This window comes from Bradyrhizobium sp. SEMIA, from assembly GCF_014844175.1.
Lineage (GTDB): Bacteria > Pseudomonadota > Alphaproteobacteria > Rhizobiales > Xanthobacteraceae > Bradyrhizobium > Bradyrhizobium arachidis.
In genome coordinates this window covers 2,141,385-2,162,791 of sequence record NZ_CP046601.1, presented here as the reverse complement: position 1 = coordinate 2,162,791, position 21,407 = coordinate 2,141,385, and the positions used below count along the sequence as shown (strand labels likewise).

Genomic DNA, 21,407 nt, shown 5'->3' with positions numbered 1-21,407 from the left:
GCCCGATCACTGGAGCAGTGCGGCGGCCTTCACGGCCGTCACAGCGGTGTTGTAGTTGTTGACGAGTTGCTGGACCGAGGCGGCCGACATGTCGAGCACCGGCTTCGGATAGACGCCGAACAGGATCGTCAGCGCGATCATCGGGAACAGCGTCACGCATTCGCGCAAGGTGAGATCCTTCATGCTCATCAGCGACGGCTTCACCAGCGCGCCGAACACGACCTTGCGGTAGAGCCACAGCGCGTAGGCCGCCGACAGGATGACGCCGAAGGTGGCGAAGAACGCGGTCGGGATCGAGACCTTGAAGGTGCCGAGCAGCGTCATGAACTCGCCGACGAAGCCGCTCGTGCCGGGCAGACCGACATTGGCCATGGTGAAGACCATGAAGGTCATCGCGTAGAGCGGCATCCGGTTGACGAGGCCGCCATAGGCCGCGATCTCGCGGGTGTGCATGCGGTCGTAGACGATGCCGACGCAGAGGAACAGCGCGCCGGAGACGATGCCGTGCGAGATCATCTGGAACATGCCGCCGGCGACGCCCTGCATGGTGCCGGCGAAGATGCCCATGGTGACGAAGCCCATATGCGCGACCGAGGAGTACGCGATCAGCTTCTTCATGTCCTCCTGCATCAGCGCCACCAGCGAGGTGTAGATGATGGCGATGGCCGAGAGCGTGAAGATCAGCGGCGCGAAGTCGTGCGAGGCCAGCGGGAACATCGGCAGCGAGAAGCGCAGGAAGCCGTAGCCTCCCATCTTCAGCAGGATCGCGGCGAGGACCACCGAGCCCGCGGTCGGTGCCTCGACGTGCGCGTCGGGTAGCCAGGTGTGCACCGGCCACATCGGCATCTTCACCGCGAAGGAGGCGAAGAACGCCAGCCAGGCCCAGGTCTGCAACGACCGCGGCACGGCGGTGTGCATCAGGGTCGGAATATCAGTGGTGCCGCCGTTCCAGTACAGCGCCATGATGGCGAGCAGCATCAGGACCGAGCCGAGGAAGGTGTAGAGGAAGAACTTGAAGGAAGCGTAGACCCGGCGCGGACCGCCCCAAATGCCGATGATCAGGAACATCGGGATCAGGCCGCCCTCGAAGAACAGGTAGAACAGCACGAGATCGAGCGCCGAGAAGGTGCCGATCATCAGCGTTTCCAGGATCAGGAACGCCATCATGTATTCGCGGACGCGGCTCGTGATCGCCTTCCAGCTCGCGATGATGCAGAACGGCATCACGGCGGTGGTCAGGATCAGCAGCGGCAGCGAGATGCCGTCGACGCCCATGTGGTAGGTGATGCCGGTGGCGAGCCAGCTCGCCTTCTCGACGAACTGGAAGTCGGCGCTCGAGGGATCGAAGCGCAACACCAGGATCACCGACACCGCGAAGGTGATCAGCGTGGTCCAGAGCGCAATCCAGCGCGAGTTGCGCTTGGCCGCCTCGTCATCGCCGCGGCTGAGATAGACGATCAGCGCGCCGACCAGCGGCAGAAACGTCGTAACCGAAAGGATGGGCCAGGTTGTCATTTACTGGCCTCCAAAGCCGAACATGAACCAGGTGATCAGGCCGGCGGCACCGATCAGCATGGCGAACGCATAGTGATAGAGATAGCCGGTCTGGATCTTCACGACGTTGCGGGTGACGTCCAGCACGCGGGCGGAGACGCCGTCGGGACCGAGGCCGTCGATGATGAAGCCGTCGCCCTTCTTCCAGAGCTGGTAGCCGATCCACTTCGCCGGACGGACGAAGATGAGGTCGTAGAGCTCGTCGAAGTACCATTTGTTGAGCAGGAACTGGTACAGCATCGGCTGCTCTGCGGCGAGCCGAACGGGGATGTAGGGCCGGCGGATGTAGAACAGGTACGAGACGAGGAAGCCCAGCACCATCATCACCGTCGGCAGGAAGGCGATGGTCTCGGGGATGTGGTGCATCTCCTCGATGATGTGCGGGTTCATCTTGACGGACTCGCGGAAGAACTCCTCGACGCCGTGACCGGCGAACAGCTCCTTGAACGGGAAGCCCGCGACGATCGAGCCGACCGCGAGCACGCCGATCGGGATCAGAATCCAGAGCGGGGCCTCATGCGCGGCTTCGTAATGATGCTCGTCATGCGGCTCGCCGTGGAAGGTCTTGAAGATCAGGCGCCAGGAGTAGAACGAGGTCAGGCCGGCGGCGACGACCGTCATCAGGAAGCCGTACACCGCGAACGGATTGTGCGAGGCGTAGGCGGACTCGATGATCGCGTCCTTGGAGAAGTAGCCGGCGGTGAGCGGGAAGCCGGTCAGCGCCAGCGTGCCGACCACCATCACCGCGTAGGTGTAGGGGATCTTGCGCCAGAGGCCGCCCATGTTGCGGATGTCCTGCTCGTGGTGCATCGCGTAGATCACCGAGCCGGAGCCCAAGAACAACAGCGCCTTGAAGAAGGCGTGCGTGAACAGGTGGAACATGCCCACCGAATAGGCCCCTGCTCCCATCGCCACGAACATGTAGCCGAGCTGCGAACAGGTCGAGTAGGCGACGATGCGCTTGATGTCGTTCTGGACGAGGCCGATGGTCGCCGCGAAGAACGCGGTGGTGGCGCCAAAGAACATCACCACGGCTTGCGCGGTCGGGGCGAGCTCGAACAGCGGCGACAGGCGCGCCACCATGAACACGCCGGCGGTGACCATGGTCGCGGCGTGGATCAGCGCCGACACCGGGGTCGGGCCTTCCATCGCGTCCGGCAACCAGGTGTGCAGCAGGAACTGCGCCGACTTGCCCATCGCGCCCATGAACAGCAACAGGCAGGTCAGGGTCAGCGCATCAGCGTGCCAGCCGAGGAAGTTGATGGTCTTGCCGGTCAGGCTCGGCGCCTGGTGGAAGATCGTCTCGAAATCGGTCGAGGCGGTCAGATAGAAGATCGCGAAGATGCCGAGCGCAAAGCCGAAGTCGCCGACGCGGTTGACCACGAAGGCCTTGATCGCGGCCGCGTTCGCCGAGGGCTTCTGGTACCAGAAGCCGATCAGCAGGTAGCTGGCAAGACCCACGCCTTCCCAGCCGAAGAACAGCTGGACCAAATTGTCCGCGGTCACCAGCATCAGCATGGCGAAGGTGAACAGCGAGAGATAGCCGAAGAAGCGCGGCCGGTACGGGTCCTCGTCCATGTAGCCGATGGAATAGAGGTGCACGAGCGAGGACACGGTCGTCACCACCACCAGCATCACCGCGGTGAGCGTGTCGACCCGGAGCGTCCACCAGACCTGGAGGTCGCCCGAGAAGATGAAGGGCAGCAGCTGGATCCGGCCGTCGTGGTGCATGAAGCCGACATCGACCAGCGTCATCCAGGACAGCGCGGCCGCGACGAACAACAGTCCGGTGGTGATTAGCTCGGCAGCGCGCGAGCCCGCCGCCGCCGGCTCAACCGGGCCGTGGTCGTCGTGAGCGTGATCGTCGTGACCATGGTCGTCATGAGCAGCCGACGCATGCGCGTCGCCATGGCCGTGATCGCCGTGATGCTCGACCTCGTCACCCGAGGGGTTGCGGGCATGCGCGCCGACCAGGGAGATGAGCCCGGCCAGAATGGCGCCCAGCAGGGGCAGGAAAACGATTGCCTGAACCATTTGAGAGCTCAGCCCTTCATCAGATTGACGTCCTCAACCGCGATCGAGCCGCGGTTGCGGAAATAGACCACCAGGATGGCGAGACCGATCGCGGCTTCCGCCGCGGCCACAGTCAAGACCAGAAGCGCGAAGACCTGGCCGACGATGTCGCCGAGGAAGGTCGAGAACGCCACGAGGTTGATGTTGACCGAGAGCAGGATCAGCTCGATCGACATCAGGATGACGATGATGTTCTTGCGGTTCAGGAAGATGCCGAGGATCCCGAGCGTGAACAGGATCGCGCCGACGGCAAGATAGTGTCCGAGCCCGATCGTCATTTCACCCACTCCGCCGCATCGGCGTCCGAGAGCCCCTGCCCCGATGCCACCTTGCGCATCGCCATCGCCATTTCGGGCGTGCGTGCGTTCTGAACGTTGATGTCCTGCCGCTTCACGCTCGCCTTGTGGCGCAGCGTCAGCACGATGGCGCCGATCATGGCGACCAGCAGCACCATGCCCGCGAGCTGGAAATAGTGGATGTACTTCGTATAGAGCACGAGCCCGAGCGCCTCGGTGTTGGAGACGTTGGTCGGGATCGCCGCCGTGATCGTCTTGGAGACGCCGGGGTTGATGACCCAGAAGCCGACCGTGAGCAGCAGCTCGAACAGGAAGATGCCGCCGATCACGAGGCCGACCGGCAGGTACTGGATGAAGCCTTCGCGCAGCTCGAGGAAGTCGACGTCGAGCATCATGATGACGAACAGGAACAGCACCGCGACGGCGCCGACATAGACGACGATCAGGATCATCGCGAGGAATTCGGCGCCCATCAGCACGAACAGGCCGGAGGCGTTGACGAAGGCCAGGATCAGGTACAGCACGGAGTGCACGGGATTGCGCGAGACAATCACCATCACGGCCGAGGCGACGCAGACGCCGGCGAACAGATAGAAGAACAGCGCGGGAAGGATCATGCCCTCACCTCACCGGTACGGCGCGTCGAGCTCGATCGCTTTCGCGATCTCGCGTTCCCAGCGGTCGCCGTTGGCCAGCAGCTTGGCCTTGTCATAGAACAGTTCCTCGCGGGTCTCGGTCGCGAACTCGAAGTTCGGACCTTCGACGATGGCGTCGACCGGACAGGCCTCCTGGCAGAGGCCGCAATAGATGCACTTCACCATGTCGATGTCGTAGCGCACGGTGCGGCGGGTGCCGTCGTTGCGGCGCGGCCCGGCCTCGATGGTGATGGCCTGGGCAGGGCAGACCGCTTCGCAAAGCTTGCAGGCGATGCAGCGCTCTTCGCCGTTCGGATACCGGCGCAGCGCATGCTCACCGCGGAAGCGCGGCGAGATCGGCCCCTTCTCGAACGGATAGTTCAGCGTCGGCTTCGGCTGGAAGAAATAGCGCATGGCGAGGAAGAACGCCGAGACGAATTCCGACAGCAGAAGCGAGCGTGCAGTGGCGTTGATGTTGATACCCATGGCGGGGCCCTCACTTCGGCGCGATGCCGGCGAAGTGCAGCACACCGGCCACCACGATCACCATCGCCAGCGAGATCGGCAGGAACACCTTCCAGCCGAGACGCATCAGTTGATCGTAGCGGTAGCGCGGCACGATCGCCTTCGCCATCGCGAACAGGAAGAACATGAAGAACAGTTTCAGCGCGAACCAGATGATCCCCGGCACCCAGTTGAAGGGCGGCAGGTCGACCGGCGGCAGCCAGCCTCCGAGGAACAGGATGGTCGCCATCGCGCACATCGTGACGATCGCGACGTACTCGCCGAGCATGAACAGCAGGTACGGCGTCGAGCCGTATTCGACCATGAAGCCGGCGACGAGCTCGGATTCCGCCTCGACGAGGTCGAAGGGCGGACGGTTGGTTTCCGCCAGCGCCGAGACGTAGAACACCACGAACATCGGGAACAGCGGCCAGACGTACCAGTTCAGGATGGTGAGCTGGGGCAGCCCGATCAGGCTGGCAAGGCCGCGGGCGTGCTGGGCCTCGACCACGGCCGAGAGGTTCAGCGTGCCGGCGCAGAGCAGCACCGTGATGATGACAAAGCCGATCGAGACTTCATAGGACACCATCTGCGCCGCCGAGCGCAGCGCGGCGAGGAACGGATATTTCGAGTTCGACGACCAGCCGGCCATGATGATGCCGTAGATCGACAGCGACGAGATCGCGAAGATGAAGAGGATGCCGACATTGATGTCGGAGATCACCCAGCCGAGATTGGTCGGGATCACCGCCCAGGCCGCGAGCGCGAGCACGCACGACACCAGCGGCGCCAGCAGGAACACGCCCTTGTTGGCGCCGGCCGGGATGATCGGCTCCTTCAGCACGAACTTCAGAAGGTCCGCGAAGGATTGCAGCAGGCCCCAGGGGCCGACCACGTTCGGGCCGCGGCGGATCTGCACCGCCGCCCAGATCTTGCGGTCGGCGAGCAGGATGTAGGCGATCGCGACCAGGAGGACGACGAGCACCAGCACGCTCTCCGCGACCATGATGATCAGCGGCCAGAGGAAACCGGTCCAGAATGCGCTTTCAAAGAATTCCATCAGATCACGCTCACTCCGCTGCGGTCAGCATCTGCCCGGAGGCAAGCCGCGAGCATTCCGCCATCACGGCGGACGCACGCGCGATTGGGTTGGTCAAATAGAAGTCCTCGATCGCCGCCTTGAACGGCGCCTTCTCGGGCGAGCCGCCCTTCCCCGCCAGCTTCTTGATCTGGTCGGCGGAGCCGGCCTCGATCTGGTCGAGCCGGATCAGATGCGGCACCGCCTTGAAGATCGCCTGGCGCAGCGCCGGCAACGAGTCGTAGCCGAGCTTCTTGCCGAGCGCTTCCGACAGAGCACGGATAATCGCCCAGTCCTCGCGGGCTTCGCCCGGCGGGAACGCGGCGCGGCCCGTCATCTGCACGCGGCCCTCGGTGTTGACGTAGATCGCGGACTTCTCGGTGTAGGCGGCGGCCGGCAGGATCACGTCGGCGCGGTGCGCACCGCGATCGCCATGGGTGCCGATATAGACGACGAAGGTGCTATCAGGCGCCTTGATCTCGTCGGCCCCGAGCAGGAACAGCAAGTCCAGCGTGCCGAACGTCGTCATCTGCGCGGCGTTCAGGCCCCCCGCCGAGGCGGTGAAGCCGATATCGAGCGCGCCGACGCGCGAAGCGGTCTCGTGCAGCACGCCAAAGCCGTTCCAGCCGTCCTTCACCGCGCCGACGTCGAGCGCGAGCTTGGCGGCGGCGGCCAGAATGGCGGCGCCGTCGTGGCGCGAGGCCGCGCCCGCGCCGACCAGGATGATCGGGTTCTTGGCGTTCTTGAGCACGTCCATGAAGGAGTGCCTGCCCGCCGCGAGCTCACCGAGCGTGTCGGTGCCCGCGCCGAGATGGTCATAGTCATAGGTGAGATCGGCCTTGGCGCCGATCACGCCGACCTTGAAGCCGCCGGCGCGCCAGCGCTTGCGGATGCGGGCGTTGAATACCGCCGCCTCTTTGCGCGGATTGGCGCCGATGATCAGCAGCGCATCGGCGTGCTCGACGCCGGCGAGCGTCGGATTGAAGATGTACGAGCCGCGGCCGAGCGCGGGATCGAAGGCGTCGCCGCCCTGCACCGCCAGATTGCTCGAGCCGAACTTGGCGAGCAGGTCCTTCAGCGCAAACATCTCCTCGACGCCGGCGAGATCGCCGGCGATCGCGCCGATGCGCTTGCCGTCGGTGCGGCCCGCCTTGGAGGCGATCGCGGCGAAGGCTTCCTGCCAGCTCGCCGCGCGCAGCTTGCCGGCCTCGCGGATATAGGGCCGGTCGAGGCGCTGGGTGCGCAGGCCGTCGACGATGTGGCGGGTCTTGTCGGAGATCCACTCCTCGTTCACGGCCTCGTTGATGCGCGGCAGCACGCGCATCACCTCGCGGCCGCGGGTATCGACGCGGATCGCAGAGCCGAGGCCGTCCATGACGTCGATCGACTGGGTCTTGCCGAGCTCCCACGGGCGCGCCGCGAAGGCATAGGGCTTCGAGGTCAGCGCACCGACCGGGCAGATGTCGACAAGATTGCCCTGCAATTCCGACGTCAGCGCGTGCTCGAGATAGGTCGTGATCTCCATGTCCTCGCCGCGGCCAGTGGCGCCCATTTCGGGCGCGCCGGCGACTTCCGCCGAGAAGCGGACGCAGCGCGTGCACTGGATGCAGCGGTTCATCGAGGTCTTGACCAGCGCGCCGAGGTACTTGTCCTCGACCGCGCGCTTGTTCTCGGCGAAGCGGCTGGTGTCGACACCATAGCCCATCGCCTGGTCCTGAAGATCGCACTCGCCGCCCTGGTCACAGATCGGGCAGTCCAGCGGATGGTTGATGAGAAGGAATTCCATCACGCCTTCGCGTGCCTTCTTCACCATCGGCGAACGCGTGGAAATCTCCGGCGGCTCGCCCTTGGGACCCGGACGGCAGTCGCGCACGCCCCAGGCGCAGCTCGCGACCGGCTTCGGGCCGCCCTTCACCTCGACGAGGCACATCCGGCAATTGCCGGCGATCGACAGCCGCTCGTGATAGCAGAAGCGCGGAATCTCGGCGCCCGCCGCTTCGCACGCCTGGAGCAGCGTGTACTCAGCGGGGACATCGATCTCTTTGCCGTCGATGATGAGCTTGGTCATGTCTCTTACTCCGCCGCGACCATGTTCACGGGATCGCGGACGCCGATATCGTCGATGTCGGCCTTGTGCGAATACTGGTCGATGCGCGCTTCGATCTCATGACGGAAATGCGCGATCAGGCCCTGGATCGGCCAGGCGGCTGCGTCGCCGAGCGCGCAGATGGTGTGGCCTTCGACCTGCTTGGTCACTTCGAGCAGCATGTCGATCTCGCGCTTATGCGCGCGACCCTCGGCCATGCGGGTGAGCACGCGCCACATCCAGCCCGTGCCCTCGCGGCACGGCGTACACTGGCCGCAGCTCTCATGCTTGTAGAAGTACGAAATACGGGCGATGGCGCGGATCAGGTCTGTGGACTTGTCCATCACGATCACGGCCGCGGTGCCGAGGCCCGAGCGCAGCTTGCTCAAGCTGTCGAAATCCATCGGCGTGTCGATGATCTGCTCGGCCGGCACCATGCGCACCGACGAGCCGCCGGGGATCACGGCCTTGAGGTTGTCCCAGCCGCCGCGGATGCCGCCGCAATGCTTGTCGATCAGCTCACGGAACGGAATGCCCATGGCCTCTTCGACGTTGCAGGGCCGCTCGACATGGCCGGAGATGCAGAACAGTTTCGTGCCGACATTGTTCGGACGGCCGATGCCGGCGAACCAGGCCGCGCCACGGCGCAGGATGTCGGGCGCAACGGCGATCGACTCGACGTTGTTGACGGTGGTCGGGCAACCGAACAGGCCGACGTTCGCCGGGAACGGCGGCTTCAGGCGCGGCTGGCCCTTCTTGCCCTCGAGGCTTTCGAGCAGCGCGGTCTCCTCGCCGCAGATGTAGGCGCCGGCGCCGTGGGCGACATAGATGTCGAACGGCCAGCCGTTGACGTTGTCCTTGCCCACCAGCTTGGCGTCATAGGCCTGGTCGATCGCGGCCTGGAGATGCTCGCGCTCGCGGATGAACTCGCCGCGGACATAGATGTAGCAGGTGTGCGCGTTCATCGCGCAGCTCGCGATCAGGCAGCCCTCGATCAAGAGATGCGGATCGTGCCGCATGATCTCGCGATCCTTGCAGGTGCCGGGCTCGGACTCGTCGGCGTTGACGACGAGATAGCTCGGACGGCCGTCGGTCGATTCCTTCGGCATGAAGGACCACTTCAGACCGGTCGGGAAGCCGGCGCCGCCGCGGCCGCGGAGCCCTGAGGCCTTCATCTCGTTGATGATCCAGTCGCGGCCCTTGTCGATGATGTTCTTCGTGCCATCCCAGGCGCCGCGGCGCCGCGCGCCCTCGAGCCCCCAATCGTGGAGGCCGTAGAGGTTCTTGAAGATGCGATCCTTGTCCTCGAGCATTTCAGTGCTTTCCGATCAACGGTTGGCTTGCTTGTAGGCAAGCCCGGCGGCGCAGACGCCAAACGTCAGCGCCCAGAGCAGGCTGGATTCCAGCGACGCGTTCAGGCTGAAGCGTTGCAGGAGAAAGATGAAGGCGGCCGCCACGGCGGCATGCATTGCGATGAAGCCCCACTTCTTCATGGCACCGCTCCCCTCCACCGAAGGCTGCGAGAGACCACGCATCAGGTGATCTCCTTCAGCGTGGTCGGCCCGGTGATCGGCGCCGAGAACTGGCGGCCGTTCTGCGGGCCGGGCTTGGGCGGATTGCCCGACGCGAAGCCGTCGAGCACCTTGCCGAAGCTCTCCTTGGTCAGGTCCTCATAAGTGTCCTTGCCGATCAGCACCATCGGCGCGTTCACACAGGCGCCCAGGCACTCGACCTCTTCCCAGCTGAAATTGCCGTCCTTGGAGAGGTGGAAGGGCTCGTGATGGATGCGGTGCTCGCAGACGTGGATCAGATCCTCGGCGCCGCGCAGCCGGCACGGCGTGGTGCCGCAGACCTGGACGTGGGCCTTCTTGCCGACCGGGGCGAGCTGGAACATCGTGTAGAAGGTCGCGACTTCCAGCACGCGGATATAGGGCATGTCGAGCAGGTCGGCGACCGCGCGGATCGCGGCTTCCGACACCCAGCCTTCGTGCTGCTCCTGGACGCGCCAGAGGATCGCGATCACTGCAGAAGCCTGTCGGCCGGCCGGATATTTCGCGATCTGCTGCTTGGCGAATGCGAGGTTCTCCTCCGTGAACGCAAAGCTCGCGGGCTGGACTTCCTTCGGTGCTAATCGGCGAACGGACATCTCTTATCTCTCACTGCATACGGCGCGCGGTCTTGGCATTCAGGGTATCAATCCTATCCTGCCAGAACGCGCTTGCGGTGCCGAAAACGTTGTAGCCGACGTGGGTCGAGACCTTGATGCGGTCGAGGATCGACAGCTCGGTCACGGTCTCCAGACGGTTGCTGCGCGGATCGAACACGATCAGCTTCAGCGGGGTCTGTTCGAGGATGTAGCGCGACACCGCATGCGAGCGGTCGCTGCCGTGCTCCTCGCACATGATGACGCTGTCGGCCTCAAGCAACCGGGCGCCGCCCTTGATCGCCTCGATCTCGACGCCCTCGACGTCGAGCTTGATCAGGTATTTGCCGGTGCTCGCGACCTTGCCGTCATCGATCAGATTGTCGAGCGCGAGGACGGGCACTTCCTCGCCGCCATCAGACGGATCGCCGGCGATGCTGAAGGCTTCGTGCTTGGTGCCTGACAGACGCGCGGTGCCGCGCGTGGCGCCGATCGCGCACTTCATGGTCTCGAAGCGATCACCGTTGACGCGGGCGTTGTTGGCGAGTTTCGGATAGTTCTGCCCCGACGGCTCGATCGCGATCGCCTTGTGCGAACCGAACGGCTTGCTCGACACCAGCACCGACCAGTAGCCGTAGTTCGCGCCGCAATCGAGCAGCGTGTAGTCGACGTCGACGCTATCGGCGAACAGCAGCTCGAGCTCGTCCTCGTAGTTGTAGGAGCGGTTGAGCAGCTTGCTCCAATAGCCATCGCCGTAGGGAAACTCGAACACGGCGTCGGGATTGAGCCTGATCGCGATGTTGCGTTCCGGCAGCGTCTTTCGCAGCAGGTTGGCGCAGGCGATGTAGCCCATGTGCGAGAAGTGCGAGGAGATCTTCGATCCCGTCACCAGCGCCAAGGCAGCCGTCCGCTCCCACAGGTTGGCCCCTTCAAGGGCCCCCGAGGCTCGGTCAAACTGGATTGGCGCCTGCCCCATCACCGATCGACCTCTCCGAACACGATGTCGAGCGAGCCGAGAATCGCCGAGACGTCGGCGAGCAGGTGGCCGCGGCAGATGTGGTCCATGGCCTGCAGATGGGCAAAGCCCGGCGCGCGGATCTTGCACTTGTAGGGCTTGTTGGTTCCGTCGGAGACGAGATAAACGCCGAACTCACCCTTGGGCGCTTCGACGGCGGCATAGACTTCGCCGGCCGGCACGTGAACGCCCTCGGTGTAGAGCTTGAAGTGGTGGATCAGCGCTTCCATCGAGCGCTTCATCTCGCCGCGGCGCGGCGGCGCGACCTTATTGTCGGCGACGACGACGGGGCCCTTGCCATCCGGCGCGTTCAGCTTCTGGATGCACTGCCTCATGATGCGCACGGACTGGCGCATCTCTTCCATGCGGATCAGGTAGCGGTCGTAGCAGTCGCCGTTCTTGCCGATCGGAATGTCGAAATCCATCTCGGCGTAGCACTCATAGGGCTGCGACTTGCGCAGGTCCCAGGCCGCGCCCGAGCCGCGGACCATCACGCCCGAGAAACCCCACTCCCAGGCTTCCTTCAGCGGCACCACGCCGATGTCGACGTTGCGCTGCTTGAAGATGCGGTTGGCGGTCAGCAGGCGATCGAGGTCGTCGACCACTTTCAGGAACGGATCGCACCAGGCCTCGATGTCGTCGACCAGCTTCTGCGGCAAATCCTGATGCACGCCGCCGACGCGGAAGAAGGCCGCGTGCATGCGGCTGCCCGAGGCGCGCTCGTAGAACACCATCAGCTTCTCGCGCTCTTCAAAACCCCACAGCGGCGGGGTCAGGGCGCCGACGTCCATCGCCTGCGTGGTGACATTGAGAAGGTGCGAGAGGATACGGCCGATCTCGCAATAGAGCACGCGGATCAACTGGCCGCGGCGCGGCACCTCGATGCCGAGCAGCTTTTCGGCGGCGAGGCAGAAGGCGTGCTCCTGGTTCATCGGCGCGACGTAGTCGAGCCGGTCGAAATACGGAATCGCCTGGAGATAGGTCTTCTGCTCGATCAGCTTCTCGGTACCGCGGTGAAGCAGGCCGATATGGGGATCGACGCGGGCGACGATTTCGCCGTCAAGCTCCAGCACCAGACGCAACACACCGTGCGCCGCCGGATGCTGCGGTCCAAAGTTGATCGTAAAATTGCGAAGCTGTTCAGGTTGCTCGTTCATGATCAGGCCTTCGGTCCTGCCTTCTCGTCACCGGGAAGCGGATAGTCCGCCCCTTCCCATGGCGAGAGGAAATCGAACTTGCGGAATTCCTGGTTGAGCCGGACCGGCTCGTACACCACCCGCTTCTCCTGGTCGTCGTAGCGAACCTCGACGAAGCCGGTGAGCGGGAAATCCTTGCGCAGCGGATGGCCCTCGAAACCGTAATCGGTAAGCAGGCGGCGCATGTCGGGATGGCCGACGAAGAACACGCCGTAGAGATCGTAGGCCTCGCGCTCGAACCAGTCGGCGCCGGGGAATTCGTCGATCAGCGACGGAACCTGCGTGGTCTCGTCGGCGGCGACGCGGAGCCGGATCCGCGTGTTCAGGATCGGTGACAGGAAGTGATAGATCACGTCGAAGCGCTTTTCGCGCGAGGGATAGTCGACCGCCGTGATGTCGGTGATGTTGACGAAACGGCAGCTCGGATCGTCGCGGAGGTGCTTGACCACCTCGACGATCTTGCTGGCCTCGACATCAACCGTGAGCTGGTTGAAGGCCACCGTGTGACCGGTGGCGGCGCCCGGAAGCGCGCTAACGATCGTTTGCCCAAGGGCGTCGAGCTTGCCGTCGTCCATGACGTAAAACCTTAGCGTTCGATGGTGCCGGTGCGCCGGATCTTCTTCTGGAGCAGCAGCACGCCGTAGAGCAGCGCTTCCGCCGTGGGCGGGCAGCCCGGCACGTAGATGTCGATCGGCACGATGCGGTCGCAGCCGCGCACGACCGAGTAGGAATAGTGATAGTAGCCGCCGCCATTGGCGCAGGAGCCCATCGAGATGACGTAGCGCGGCTCCGGCATCTGGTCGTAGACCTTGCGCAGCGCCGGCGCCATCTTGTTGGTCAGCGTTCCCGCGACGATCATCACGTCGGACTGGCGCGGCGAGGCACGCGGGGCGAAGCCGAAGCGCTCGACGTCATAGCGCGGCATCGACACCTGCATCATCTCGACCGCGCAGCAGGCGAGACCGAAGGTCATCCACATCAGGGAGCCGGTGCGGGCCCAGGTGATGAGGTCGTCGGTCGCGGCCACGAAGAAGCCCTTGTCGGACAGCTCGTGATTGACCTCGAGGAAGAACGGATCATTGGCCCCGACCGGCTTGCCGGTCGACGGATCCAGGATGCCCTTGGGGGCCGGCGCGATGACCGGACCGGTGGACGTTGCAGGGTTCAATCCCATTCGAGTGCCCCTTTCTTCCATTCATAGGCGAACCCGACCGTCAGCACGGCGAGGAACACCACCATGGACCAGAAGCCGGTCGCGCCAAGCTTGCCGAACGCCACCGCCCAGGGAAACAGGAACGCCACCTCGAGGTCGAAGATGATGAAGAGGATGGCGACCAGATAGAAGCGGACGTCGAACTTCATGCGGGCGTCGTCGAAGGCGTTGAAACCGCACTCATACGCCGACAGCTTTTCCGGGTCCGGCTGCTGGAACGCGACGATGAAGGGCGCGATCAGCAGCACCAGGCCGATGAGGCCCGCTACCCCTATAAAAACGACGAGTGGAAGATAGTTCTGTAAGATGCCGCTCATTGACGAGCCCTTTTTCCCGCAGCCTCGGGACAGCCACGGATTCGTCCGATTTGGAATTATTCTGAGCCTTAGCGCAGTGCACCAATGGGCGCAAGACACGCTCTATTTAGGCCCTTTTGCCGCCCCCTGAACCGTGGAAACCCCGGAATCACCCCGCGGCTGGTATGGAGCAGATCGACCGCCCCAGCAAGGGTGATCCCGATCAGTTCACGCGCGCTCGGCGGTGACGTCCGCTGTTGGAGCGGCTCACTTTATTTAAGCCGCGGCGCAGCAAAATCCAGCCTACAACGAAGACAGGCGCCCCTACCGTCACCCAGGCGACATATTGGCCAGGCTCGCCCCAGAGCAGCGCGGCCAGGAGGCCGGTGGTGGTCGCGGCCGCGAGCAGGATAGGTGCAGCAAAGACACGTATCCACAGGCGCGATCGGTCAGAGGAGCCATGCATCACGACGGGACCGGGGCTCGTCTGGCGAATGCGTCGGACTTCGCAGACACGCGCTTGCGCCGGCGCGCCACCCAGAGATAGAGACCGCTGCCGATCACAACGATGGTGAGCAGGTCGAGCGCGGCCCAGATCACCTTCAGCGGCATCCCGCCATAATCGCCGAAATGCAGCGGCTGCGAGATCAGAAGCGCCTGGAGATAGAGCGGCAGCGCCCGGCTGTCGGCCACCTCCCCGGTCTCGCCATCGAGCAGCACCGGCTTGAGCAGCCGCGCCGTCAGCGCGGTGTCGCCGCGCATGAAGGCGGCGAAATGATGCGAGGAGGTGAAGGGCGTGCCCGGGAACGCGATGAAGGCGATCTCCATGCCGGGCGCTGTCTGTCTGGCGCGCGCAACGACGTCATCGAGCGAGGCTAGACGCGTCGGCGGCGGCTTGCCGGCATAGGGCGCGACCATGCTGGCGAGCTCGGTCGCCTTCCACTGGTTCAGCATCAGCTCGGCCCAGGTGTTGACGACGCCGGTCAAGCCCACCACCAGCGCCCAGGCGATCGTCACGACCCCGATCAGATTGTGCCAGTCGAGCCAGCGGACGCGGCGCGAGGCGCTGTCCCGAATGGTTGCAAAGCGCAGGCGGCGGGTGAACGGCCAGTACAGCACCACGCCGGAGACGATGGCGATCGCAAACAATAGGCCCATCCCGCCGAGGAACAGCTTGCCGGGCTGACCGGCAAACATGTCGGTGTGCAGCTTGAGCATGATCAGCATCGGCCCGACGCCGACCGGCCCGAGCAGTCTTGTCGAGACAGCATCGAAGGCGCGCACCGTCGTATTGTCAGGCAGCCCGTCGACGGCGCTGTTGGTGAAGGCGGTGACGATCCCGGGCTCGTCCTTGTCCCAGGAGATATATTGCAGCACGCGGCCGGGATCGGCGGCGAGCGCGGCGTCGGCGATGGCTTGCGTCGTCGCGCGCGCCGCGCCCGCATGAGCTTCGGGCTGGGGGGCATAGCCCAGGAGCTCATCGATCTCGTGATGGAAGATCAGCGGCAGGCCGGTCAGGCAGAGCAGCAGCAGGAACACGGTCGAGATCAGGCTGGTCCAAGTGTGGACCACGGACCAGAGCCTGACCGTGCGCGCCTTCACGCCGCCCTCCCCGCGCCTGCGCCTACCATTTGTAGGAGACGCTGGCGGTGACGCGCCGGCGGTCGCCGTAGAAGCAGGACGTCGCCGACGCGCAGCTCGCGACGTAGATCTTGTCGGTCAAGTTGATCACGTTGAGAGCCGTGCGCCAGTTCTGCCACTCGTAATGGAGTGCGAGGTCGCCGAGCACGACAGCGGGAACCTCGAGCGTGTTGGCGGCGTCGGCCCAGGAGGAGCCGACATAGCGAACGCCGCCACCGAAACCGAATCCCTCGAGCGGCCCATCCTTGAAGGTGTAGTCCGCCCAGCCCGAGACCAGCAGCTCCGGCGTGTTGGTCGGGGTCTTGCCGACCAGCGACGGGTCGAGATCCCTACTGGTGAACAGGTGATAGGCCGTGAAGGCACCGATCAGCTTCAGCTCCCTGGTGGCGTTGGCCACCGCTTCGAGCTCGATGCCGCGCGAAGTCACCTCGCCGGTCTGGTTCTGCAGCAGCGCATTCGTCGGATCGGTGGTCAGCGCGTTCTGGCGCTTCAGGTCGAAGAATGAGGCCGTGAAATAGCCGTCAAATCCCTTCGGTGCGACCTTGACGCCGATTTCAGCCTGCTTGCCGGTCTCCGGAAGCAGCAGCTGATTGCTCGCATTCAGACCGATGACGGGATTGTAGCTCGTCGCATAGGAGATATAGGGCGCGATACCGTTGTCGAAATTGTAGATCAATCCGGCGCGTCCGCTGAACCGGCTGTCGTCGCGTTGAGCGACGTTCGCGCCGGTGTCACGCGCGGCCTGCGTGGTCTCGACCCAATCGTTGCGGCCGCTGAGCACCAGCGTGAAGTTGCCGAGCTTCATCTGGTCCTGAACGTAGGTGCCGGCCTGCTTCTGCGTGATCAGGAAGTTGCGGAACGGTGCGCCGGTGATCGGAACGTTCACGCCATAAACCGGATTGAACACGTTGATCGACGGCACCGTGCCGAAGTTGAAGGCCTGATAGTCGTCGATCTGGTAGCCGCGCAAATCGACGCCGAACAGCATCGTGTGCTTCACGGGACCGGTGCCGAAGCGGTATTCCAGCTGGTTGTCGAGATTGCCCTGGTTGGCGGTGTCCTTCGCATACCAATTGTACCGGCCCATCGTGGCCGTGTTGATGTTGTCCCAGCCGTTGCCGACATAGCCGCGATAGGTCACGTCGACATGCGCAAAGCGGGCATTCTGGCGGAACGTGAGGTCGTCGGTGAGATTGCGCTCGAACTGATAGCCGAGCATTTCCTGCTCGCGCGTGAACTTGTCCACGCTGGGATCGCCGACGAAGAAGCTGGTCGGAATCTTGCCGAACGGCGCGTTTGTCACCGTGCCCTGATAGGGCAGGAAGTTGATGCCGCGCGTCTCCTGCCGCGAGGCCGAGGCCAGCACCGTGAACGTGGTGTCGGCATCCGGCTTCCAGGTGAAGGACGGCGCGATGAAATAATTGTTGTCGGGCGTGAAATTGACCTGTGTCGGGCCGTTCTGGACCTGGCCGACCACGCGGTAGAACAGCTTGCCATCCTGCGGCTGCGTCGCGACCGGCCCGCCGAAATCGAAGCCGACATAGGCGTTGCCGAAATTGTTGACGCCGGTCTCGACATAGCGGATCGGCTCGGCGGGCGGCATCTTGCTGATGACGTTGACGATGCCGCTCGGGCTCGATCCGCCGTAGAGCACCGCCGACGGGCCGCGCAGCACCTCGACCCGCTCCATGTTGGGCGTCTGCAGCTTCCAGCTCGCATAAGACGTGTAGAACAGCTGCATGCCGTCGAGGAACAGGCCGACGTCGTCCGACTTGAAGCCGCGGATCAGCCACCAGTCGTTGCGCGTGTCCGCGCCGAAAGTGCCGGCGCGTACGCCGGCGGTGTAGCGCAGGACCTCGTCCAGCTTGTTCGCCTTCTGGTCGCGGATCTGCTCGGCGCCGATGACCGAGACAGACTGCGGCGTCTCCATGATCGGCGTGTTGGTCTTGGTGCCCGACGAGCTGCGACGCGCGACATAGCCATGCACCGGGCCGTTCGGCGTCTCGACGGCGCCGACATTGCGCTGCGGCTGCGGACTGGTTCGATTGGCGGTCTGCACCGATCGCGCCGCACGGCGCTGGGGGGCCGCGGCCGCACGGCGGCGCTGTTCCGGTGCCGCAACGGTCACCGGCGGCAGGTTCTGCGCCCCACTCTGCGTGGACGATTGCGCAAGCGATGCCTGCGGTACCAAAACCCAAGCGGATGCGGTCGCCAACACGGCCGACCGCAGCATTCCAAGACTGTTCAACGCGCCACCCCGAAGCTGCATGTTTGATGCGTCATGCCGCCGATCCCCGCGCGGCATGCGCTTGCAGCGACGCTTATGTGAGCGCGCGCGAATTCCCTAATTGAAACGTTCTTAGAAGGAGTCCAATCCGGTTCCGGCGTTTCCGGATGTTTCCGCGCGCTCAGCGCGCTTCCTTTTCTGCTTCGAGCATCTTCTCGGCGGCGGCCGTGAGGCGATCGATCTGCGCCAGCAGCGTCTCGAGCTCGTTCGTGCTCAACTGTTCCAGCAATTGCCGATTGCGCTCCTGTGCGCCTTCGACGATCGCATCATGCGCGGCGAGGCCCGCCGCAGTCAGCGAGATCAGCACCTCGCGGCTGTCTTTCGGGTTTGCCGATTTCGCGATCAGCTTGCGCGACAACAGATTGGCGAGCGCGCGGCTGATCTGCCCCTTGTCCTGGCCGACAGCCTCGGCGAGACGCGCCACGCTCATCGGCGGACGGCGGCCGAGCGAGGCGACGAGACCGAACTCCACCGAGGACAATCCGGTGAGGCGCTTGTAGCGCAGGATGGCGCCGCGCTTGAGCAGGTTGGCGAGCACCATCAGCCGCGACGACAGCATCGCGGTGATCGGCGCCGCCGAGTGGCTTTCGTCCGCGTCGGACGACGCACCCCCGGCCCTGCTGAATGTCTCGCTCATGGTCCACCTCTGCCAAGAAAGCCAGGGCGTGCCAAGTCTCGGCTGAGCCTTGGTAGCGCAACCTCCCCAACCCGATCCGAATGCGATCAAGAAGCGTTCTGGAAGATCGTTGACATTGTCATCGAATTATCTTTCACTCGGTCAAAGACGAAGTTGAGACCCGGCCATCAAGGCCGCGGCGGGAGGACCAGCATGACCATCACCCAGCGGGATCGCGATCTCGGCACGGCCTATGCGATGAAGCCGGCGCAAACGCGCATCGAGCTCACCTCTGTCGTACGCGGCACCCCGATGGGCGAGCTTTTGCGCCGCTACTGGCATCCGGTCGGGCTGGTCGGTGACGCCACCGGCACGCCGAAGAAGGTGCGCGCGCTGGGCGAGGATCTCGTGCTGTTCCGCGACAAGCATGGCCGCGCCGGTCTCTTGCATGCCCGCTGCTGCCATCGCGGCACCACGCTCTACTACGGCAAGGTCGAGGAGGACGGCATCCGCTGCTGCTATCACGGCTGGAAGTTCGACACCGAAGGCCATTGCCTGGAGCAGCCCTGCGAGCCCGACGGCGGCCAGTTCAAGGACAAGGTGCGCCAGCCCTGGTATCCGGTCGAGGAGCGCTACGGGCTGATCTTCGCCTATATGGGCCCGGCCGAGAAACGCCCTGTGCTGCCGGCTTACGAGTGTCTGGAAAACATGGACGAGGGCGAAATGGTCGAGGCCGACGATTCCTCGATCGGTGGCGGCGGACCTGCCGTCATTCCCTGCAACTGGCTGCAGCATTTCGAGAACGTGGTCGATCCCTACCACGTGCCGGTGCTGCACGGCTCGTTCTCGGGGCCACAGTTCACCAACATGATGGCGTCCATTCCGGAGGTGAAGTTCGAGAAATCGCCGCGCGGCGTCCTCGTGCGCTCGGAGCGCAAGCAGGACGACGGCAAGATCTTCTACCGCGTCTCCGAGGCCGCGCTGCCGACGTTGCGCGTGGTGCCGAACCCGCGCGTCGCGCAGTTCGCTCGCGTCGAATCCATCGGCTGGGTGCTGCCGATCGACGACACCTCGTTCCGGATCTACGTCGCCGGACGCGTCAAGGCATCGGGCGAGATCGGCCGCATGCGCTCGAAATTCAACGGCAAATTCTGGTGGGACATGACCGAGGAAGAGCACCAGCAATTCCCCGGTGATTATGAAGCCCAGGTCGGCCAGGGCGAGGTCACGGTCCACTCCGAGGAGCATTTCGGCCAGAGCGACCGCGGCATCCTGATGATCCGCCGCATGCTGACCGAACAATTGGAGGCGATGGAAGCGGGCCGCGATCCGATCGGCGTCTCCTTCGATAAGAGCGCGCCGCAGGTGGAATTCGAAGCGGGGAATTACATCCGCGAAGGGTGACCAACCAGCTCCAACAAGGGCTGGACCGACAACGATAACAAAGACAGATTGGGGGAAGCGATGGTCGATGTGACGTCACAGGTGTCGGTGCAAACGGCCGCCGCGGCAAAGCCCTCGGCACGTCGCTATTACGTGCTCGGGCTGCTCACCATCATCTATGCGCTGAACTTCCTCGACCGCACGATCTTCAACGTCCTGATCGAGCCGATCAAGAAGGAGTTTGCCCTCAGCGACACCATGATGGGCCTGCTGGCCGGCTTCGGCTTCGCGCTGTTCTATTCCCTGCTCGGCATCCCCATCGCGCGGATCGCCGATCGGCTCAACCGGCGCAACATCGTCGCCGTCGCCTTCGCGTTCTGGAGCGCGATGACGGCGCTGTGCGGCGCGGCCACCAGCGTGACCTCGCTGGCGCTGGCCCGCATCGGCGTCGGCATCGGCGAATCCGCGGGCTCCCCTGCCTCGCAATCGATCGTTGCCGATCTCTTCGCCAAGAACGAGCTTCCGCGCGCGCTCGGCATCTACGCCATCGGCACCTATCTCGGCGTCTTCCTCGGTTATTTCGTCGGCGGCTACGTCAACCAGCACTATGGCTGGCGGATGGCGTTCTACGTCGCGGGCCTGCCCGGCATCTTGCTCGCCGCCATCCTGTGGCTGACGATCTCCGAGCCGAAGCGCGGCGCGATGCAGGAGAATTTTGTGCCCGAGCCGCTCGGGCCGACGCTGCGCTTCCTGGCCTCGCAGCGCAGCTTCATCATCGTGCTGATCGGCTTCTGCCTGACGACCTACACGAACTACGCCACCGCGGCCTGGATCCCGCCGTTCCTGGCGCGCGTGCATCATCTATCGAGCGCCGAGATCGGCACCTATGCCGGCACCTTCAAGGGCCTCGCCGGCATGGCCGGCACCCTGCTCGGCGGCTTCGTGGTGGCGCAAGTGAGCCGCCGCGACGACCGCTGGAAGCTGTGGGCGCCCGCGATCACCTCGGGCCTTGCCGGCCCCGTGTTCGCGCTGTGCATGCTGACGCAGGATTTTGCGATGATGGTCGCCATGCTGGCGCTGACCTCGTTCCTGGTCGGCTTCCATCTCGGACCGATCTTCGCGATCGCGCAGACGGTGGCGAAGCCCAGCATGCGGGCGCTGGCCTCAGCGCTGATCGCGCTCACCGCCACCTGCTTCGGCCAGGGCGTCGGCCCGCTCGCCGTCGGAATGGTCAATGACGCGCTGAAGGGCAGCTATGGCGCGGATGCCGTGCGCTATTCCCTGCTCTCGGCGGCGGTCACGACCACGCTCGGCGCGCTGCTGTTCATCTGGGCGGCGCGGAGCATCCGCACCGACATCGCACGGGCGAGCTGAACGCCTAAAGCGCGATG

Annotated in this window: 20 protein-coding genes; 2 read left to right on the top strand and 18 right to left on the bottom strand. The window is 64.5% G+C overall.

What is annotated here, in order from left to right:
• Positions 1 to 6: 6 nt before the first annotated feature.
• The 18 genes from FOM02_RS10490 to FOM02_RS10405 form a co-directional block, all read right to left on the bottom strand.
• Complete coding sequence (locus FOM02_RS10490) at positions 7 to 1,515, bottom strand: NADH-quinone oxidoreductase subunit M (protein WP_027559479.1); 1,509 nt, start codon at positions 1,513 to 1,515, stop codon at positions 7 to 9.
• Positions 1,516 to 3,588 carry an NADH-quinone oxidoreductase subunit L gene (gene nuoL, locus FOM02_RS10485; protein ID WP_027559480.1) on the bottom strand — a complete coding sequence of 691 codons (2,073 nt, stop codon included), beginning with the start codon at positions 3,586 to 3,588 and terminating at the stop codon, positions 1,516 to 1,518.
• 8 nt (positions 3,589 to 3,596) lie between these two features.
• The gene (nuoK, locus tag FOM02_RS10480; protein ID WP_008547737.1) at positions 3,597 to 3,905 is read right to left on the bottom strand and encodes an NADH-quinone oxidoreductase subunit NuoK; all 309 of its coding nucleotides are present in this window, start codon (positions 3,903 to 3,905) and stop codon (positions 3,597 to 3,599) included.
• The gene (locus FOM02_RS10475) at positions 3,902 to 4,540 is read right to left on the bottom strand and encodes an NADH-quinone oxidoreductase subunit J (RefSeq protein WP_027559481.1); all 639 of its coding nucleotides are present in this window, start codon (positions 4,538 to 4,540) and stop codon (positions 3,902 to 3,904) included. Before FOM02_RS10475 ends, nuoK begins: the two co-directional genes overlap by 4 nt.
• A gap of 9 nt (positions 4,541 to 4,549) precedes the next feature.
• A complete protein-coding gene (nuoI, locus tag FOM02_RS10470; protein WP_026232873.1) occupies positions 4,550 to 5,038 on the bottom strand; it encodes an NADH-quinone oxidoreductase subunit NuoI in 489 nt (162 codons plus the stop codon).
• 16 nt (positions 5,039 to 5,054) lie between these two features.
• A complete protein-coding gene (nuoH, locus tag FOM02_RS10465) occupies positions 5,055 to 6,122 on the bottom strand; it encodes an NADH-quinone oxidoreductase subunit NuoH (protein ID WP_092213972.1) in 1,068 nt (355 codons plus the stop codon).
• Between the two features lie 10 nt (positions 6,123 to 6,132).
• A complete protein-coding gene (nuoG, locus tag FOM02_RS10460; RefSeq protein WP_027559483.1) occupies positions 6,133 to 8,208 on the bottom strand; it encodes an NADH-quinone oxidoreductase subunit NuoG in 2,076 nt (691 codons plus the stop codon).
• Positions 8,209 to 8,213: 5 nt separating this feature from the next.
• Positions 8,214 to 9,539, bottom strand: a complete 1,326-nt coding sequence (nuoF, locus tag FOM02_RS10455) for an NADH-quinone oxidoreductase subunit NuoF (protein ID WP_027559484.1) — start codon at positions 9,537 to 9,539, stop codon at positions 8,214 to 8,216.
• Positions 9,540 to 9,554: 15 nt separating this feature from the next.
• The gene (locus FOM02_RS10450; RefSeq protein WP_027559485.1) at positions 9,555 to 9,761 is read right to left on the bottom strand and encodes a hypothetical protein; all 207 of its coding nucleotides are present in this window, start codon (positions 9,759 to 9,761) and stop codon (positions 9,555 to 9,557) included.
• Positions 9,761 to 10,372 carry an NADH-quinone oxidoreductase subunit NuoE gene (nuoE, locus tag FOM02_RS10445; protein WP_027559486.1) on the bottom strand — a complete coding sequence of 204 codons (612 nt, stop codon included), beginning with the start codon at positions 10,370 to 10,372 and terminating at the stop codon, positions 9,761 to 9,763. The genes FOM02_RS10450 and nuoE overlap by 1 nt, the downstream gene beginning before the upstream one ends.
• Positions 10,373 to 10,382: 10 nt before the next feature.
• Positions 10,383 to 11,345 carry an FkbM family methyltransferase gene (locus tag FOM02_RS10440; protein ID WP_027559487.1) on the bottom strand — a complete coding sequence of 321 codons (963 nt, stop codon included), beginning with the start codon at positions 11,343 to 11,345 and terminating at the stop codon, positions 10,383 to 10,385.
• The gene (locus tag FOM02_RS10435; protein ID WP_027559488.1) at positions 11,345 to 12,541 is read right to left on the bottom strand and encodes an NADH-quinone oxidoreductase subunit D; all 1,197 of its coding nucleotides are present in this window, start codon (positions 12,539 to 12,541) and stop codon (positions 11,345 to 11,347) included. The genes FOM02_RS10440 and FOM02_RS10435 overlap by 1 nt, the downstream gene beginning before the upstream one ends.
• Before the next feature lie 2 nt (positions 12,542 to 12,543).
• Entirely contained in the window at positions 12,544 to 13,155 is a 612-nt protein-coding gene (locus FOM02_RS10430; RefSeq protein WP_027559489.1) for an NADH-quinone oxidoreductase subunit C, read from the bottom strand.
• Between the two features lie 11 nt (positions 13,156 to 13,166).
• Complete coding sequence (locus FOM02_RS10425; protein ID WP_027559490.1) at positions 13,167 to 13,754, bottom strand: NuoB/complex I 20 kDa subunit family protein; 588 nt, start codon at positions 13,752 to 13,754, stop codon at positions 13,167 to 13,169.
• Complete coding sequence (locus FOM02_RS10420) at positions 13,745 to 14,110, bottom strand: NADH-quinone oxidoreductase subunit A (protein WP_008136158.1); 366 nt, start codon at positions 14,108 to 14,110, stop codon at positions 13,745 to 13,747. The genes FOM02_RS10425 and FOM02_RS10420 overlap by 10 nt, the downstream gene beginning before the upstream one ends.
• Before the next feature lie 444 nt (positions 14,111 to 14,554).
• A complete protein-coding gene (locus FOM02_RS10415; RefSeq protein ID WP_035729667.1) occupies positions 14,555 to 15,691 on the bottom strand; it encodes a PepSY-associated TM helix domain-containing protein in 1,137 nt (378 codons plus the stop codon).
• A gap of 22 nt (positions 15,692 to 15,713) precedes the next feature.
• Positions 15,714 to 17,963 (bottom strand): TonB-dependent siderophore receptor, encoded by a 2,250-nt coding sequence (locus tag FOM02_RS10410; RefSeq protein WP_027559491.1) that lies wholly within the window; start codon positions 17,961 to 17,963, stop codon positions 15,714 to 15,716.
• Positions 17,964 to 18,138: 175 nt separating this feature from the next.
• Positions 18,139 to 18,654: a MarR family winged helix-turn-helix transcriptional regulator gene (locus FOM02_RS10405; RefSeq protein WP_027559492.1), complete on the bottom strand. Its 516-nt coding sequence runs from the start codon at positions 18,652 to 18,654 to the stop codon at positions 18,139 to 18,141.
• 192 nt (positions 18,655 to 18,846) lie between these two features.
• Here FOM02_RS10405 and FOM02_RS10400 point away from each other — a divergent pair, with 192 nt between their 5' ends.
• The gene (locus FOM02_RS10400; RefSeq protein WP_027559493.1) at positions 18,847 to 20,037 is read left to right on the top strand and encodes an aromatic ring-hydroxylating dioxygenase subunit alpha; all 1,191 of its coding nucleotides are present in this window, start codon (positions 18,847 to 18,849) and stop codon (positions 20,035 to 20,037) included.
• A gap of 60 nt (positions 20,038 to 20,097) precedes the next feature.
• The gene (locus FOM02_RS10395) at positions 20,098 to 21,390 is read left to right on the top strand and encodes a spinster family MFS transporter (RefSeq protein ID WP_027559494.1); all 1,293 of its coding nucleotides are present in this window, start codon (positions 20,098 to 20,100) and stop codon (positions 21,388 to 21,390) included.
• The last annotated feature ends 17 nt before the right edge of the window (positions 21,391 to 21,407 follow it).

What these genes read in the sequence shown, in the direction of transcription:
- FOM02_RS10405 (WP_027559492.1), bottom strand. Translation starts at nt 18,654, where the DNA reads ATGAGCGAGACATTCAGCAGGGCCGGGGGTGCGTCGTCCGACGCGGAC.
- nuoK (WP_008547737.1), bottom strand. Translation starts at nt 3,905, where the DNA reads ATGACGATCGGGCTCGGACACTATCTTGCCGTCGGCGCGATCCTGTTC.
- FOM02_RS10425 (WP_027559490.1), bottom strand. Translation starts at nt 13,754, where the DNA reads ATGGGATTGAACCCTGCAACGTCCACCGGTCCGGTCATCGCGCCGGCC.
- FOM02_RS10490 (WP_027559479.1), bottom strand. Translation starts at nt 1,515, where the DNA reads ATGACAACCTGGCCCATCCTTTCGGTTACGACGTTTCTGCCGCTGGTC.
- nuoL (WP_027559480.1), bottom strand. Translation starts at nt 3,588, where the DNA reads ATGGTTCAGGCAATCGTTTTCCTGCCCCTGCTGGGCGCCATTCTGGCC.
- FOM02_RS10410 (WP_027559491.1), bottom strand. Translation starts at nt 17,963, where the DNA reads ATGCTGCGGTCGGCCGTGTTGGCGACCGCATCCGCTTGGGTTTTGGTA.
- nuoH (WP_092213972.1), bottom strand. Translation starts at nt 6,122, where the DNA reads ATGGAATTCTTTGAAAGCGCATTCTGGACCGGTTTCCTCTGGCCGCTG.
- FOM02_RS10450 (WP_027559485.1), bottom strand. Translation starts at nt 9,761, where the DNA reads ATGCGTGGTCTCTCGCAGCCTTCGGTGGAGGGGAGCGGTGCCATGAAG.
- FOM02_RS10400 (WP_027559493.1), top strand. Translation starts at nt 18,847, where the DNA reads ATGACCATCACCCAGCGGGATCGCGATCTCGGCACGGCCTATGCGATG.
- FOM02_RS10475 (WP_027559481.1), bottom strand. Translation starts at nt 4,540, where the DNA reads ATGATCCTTCCCGCGCTGTTCTTCTATCTGTTCGCCGGCGTCTGCGTC.
- FOM02_RS10435 (WP_027559488.1), bottom strand. Translation starts at nt 12,541, where the DNA reads ATGAACGAGCAACCTGAACAGCTTCGCAATTTTACGATCAACTTTGGA.
- FOM02_RS10430 (WP_027559489.1), bottom strand. Translation starts at nt 13,155, where the DNA reads ATGGACGACGGCAAGCTCGACGCCCTTGGGCAAACGATCGTTAGCGCG.
- FOM02_RS10440 (WP_027559487.1), bottom strand. Translation starts at nt 11,345, where the DNA reads ATGGGGCAGGCGCCAATCCAGTTTGACCGAGCCTCGGGGGCCCTTGAA.
- nuoE (WP_027559486.1), bottom strand. Translation starts at nt 10,372, where the DNA reads ATGTCCGTTCGCCGATTAGCACCGAAGGAAGTCCAGCCCGCGAGCTTT.
- FOM02_RS10395 (WP_027559494.1), top strand. Translation starts at nt 20,098, where the DNA reads ATGGTCGATGTGACGTCACAGGTGTCGGTGCAAACGGCCGCCGCGGCA.
- FOM02_RS10420 (WP_008136158.1), bottom strand. Translation starts at nt 14,110, where the DNA reads ATGAGCGGCATCTTACAGAACTATCTTCCACTCGTCGTTTTTATAGGG.
- nuoG (WP_027559483.1), bottom strand. Translation starts at nt 8,208, where the DNA reads ATGACCAAGCTCATCATCGACGGCAAAGAGATCGATGTCCCCGCTGAG.
- nuoF (WP_027559484.1), bottom strand. Translation starts at nt 9,539, where the DNA reads ATGCTCGAGGACAAGGATCGCATCTTCAAGAACCTCTACGGCCTCCAC.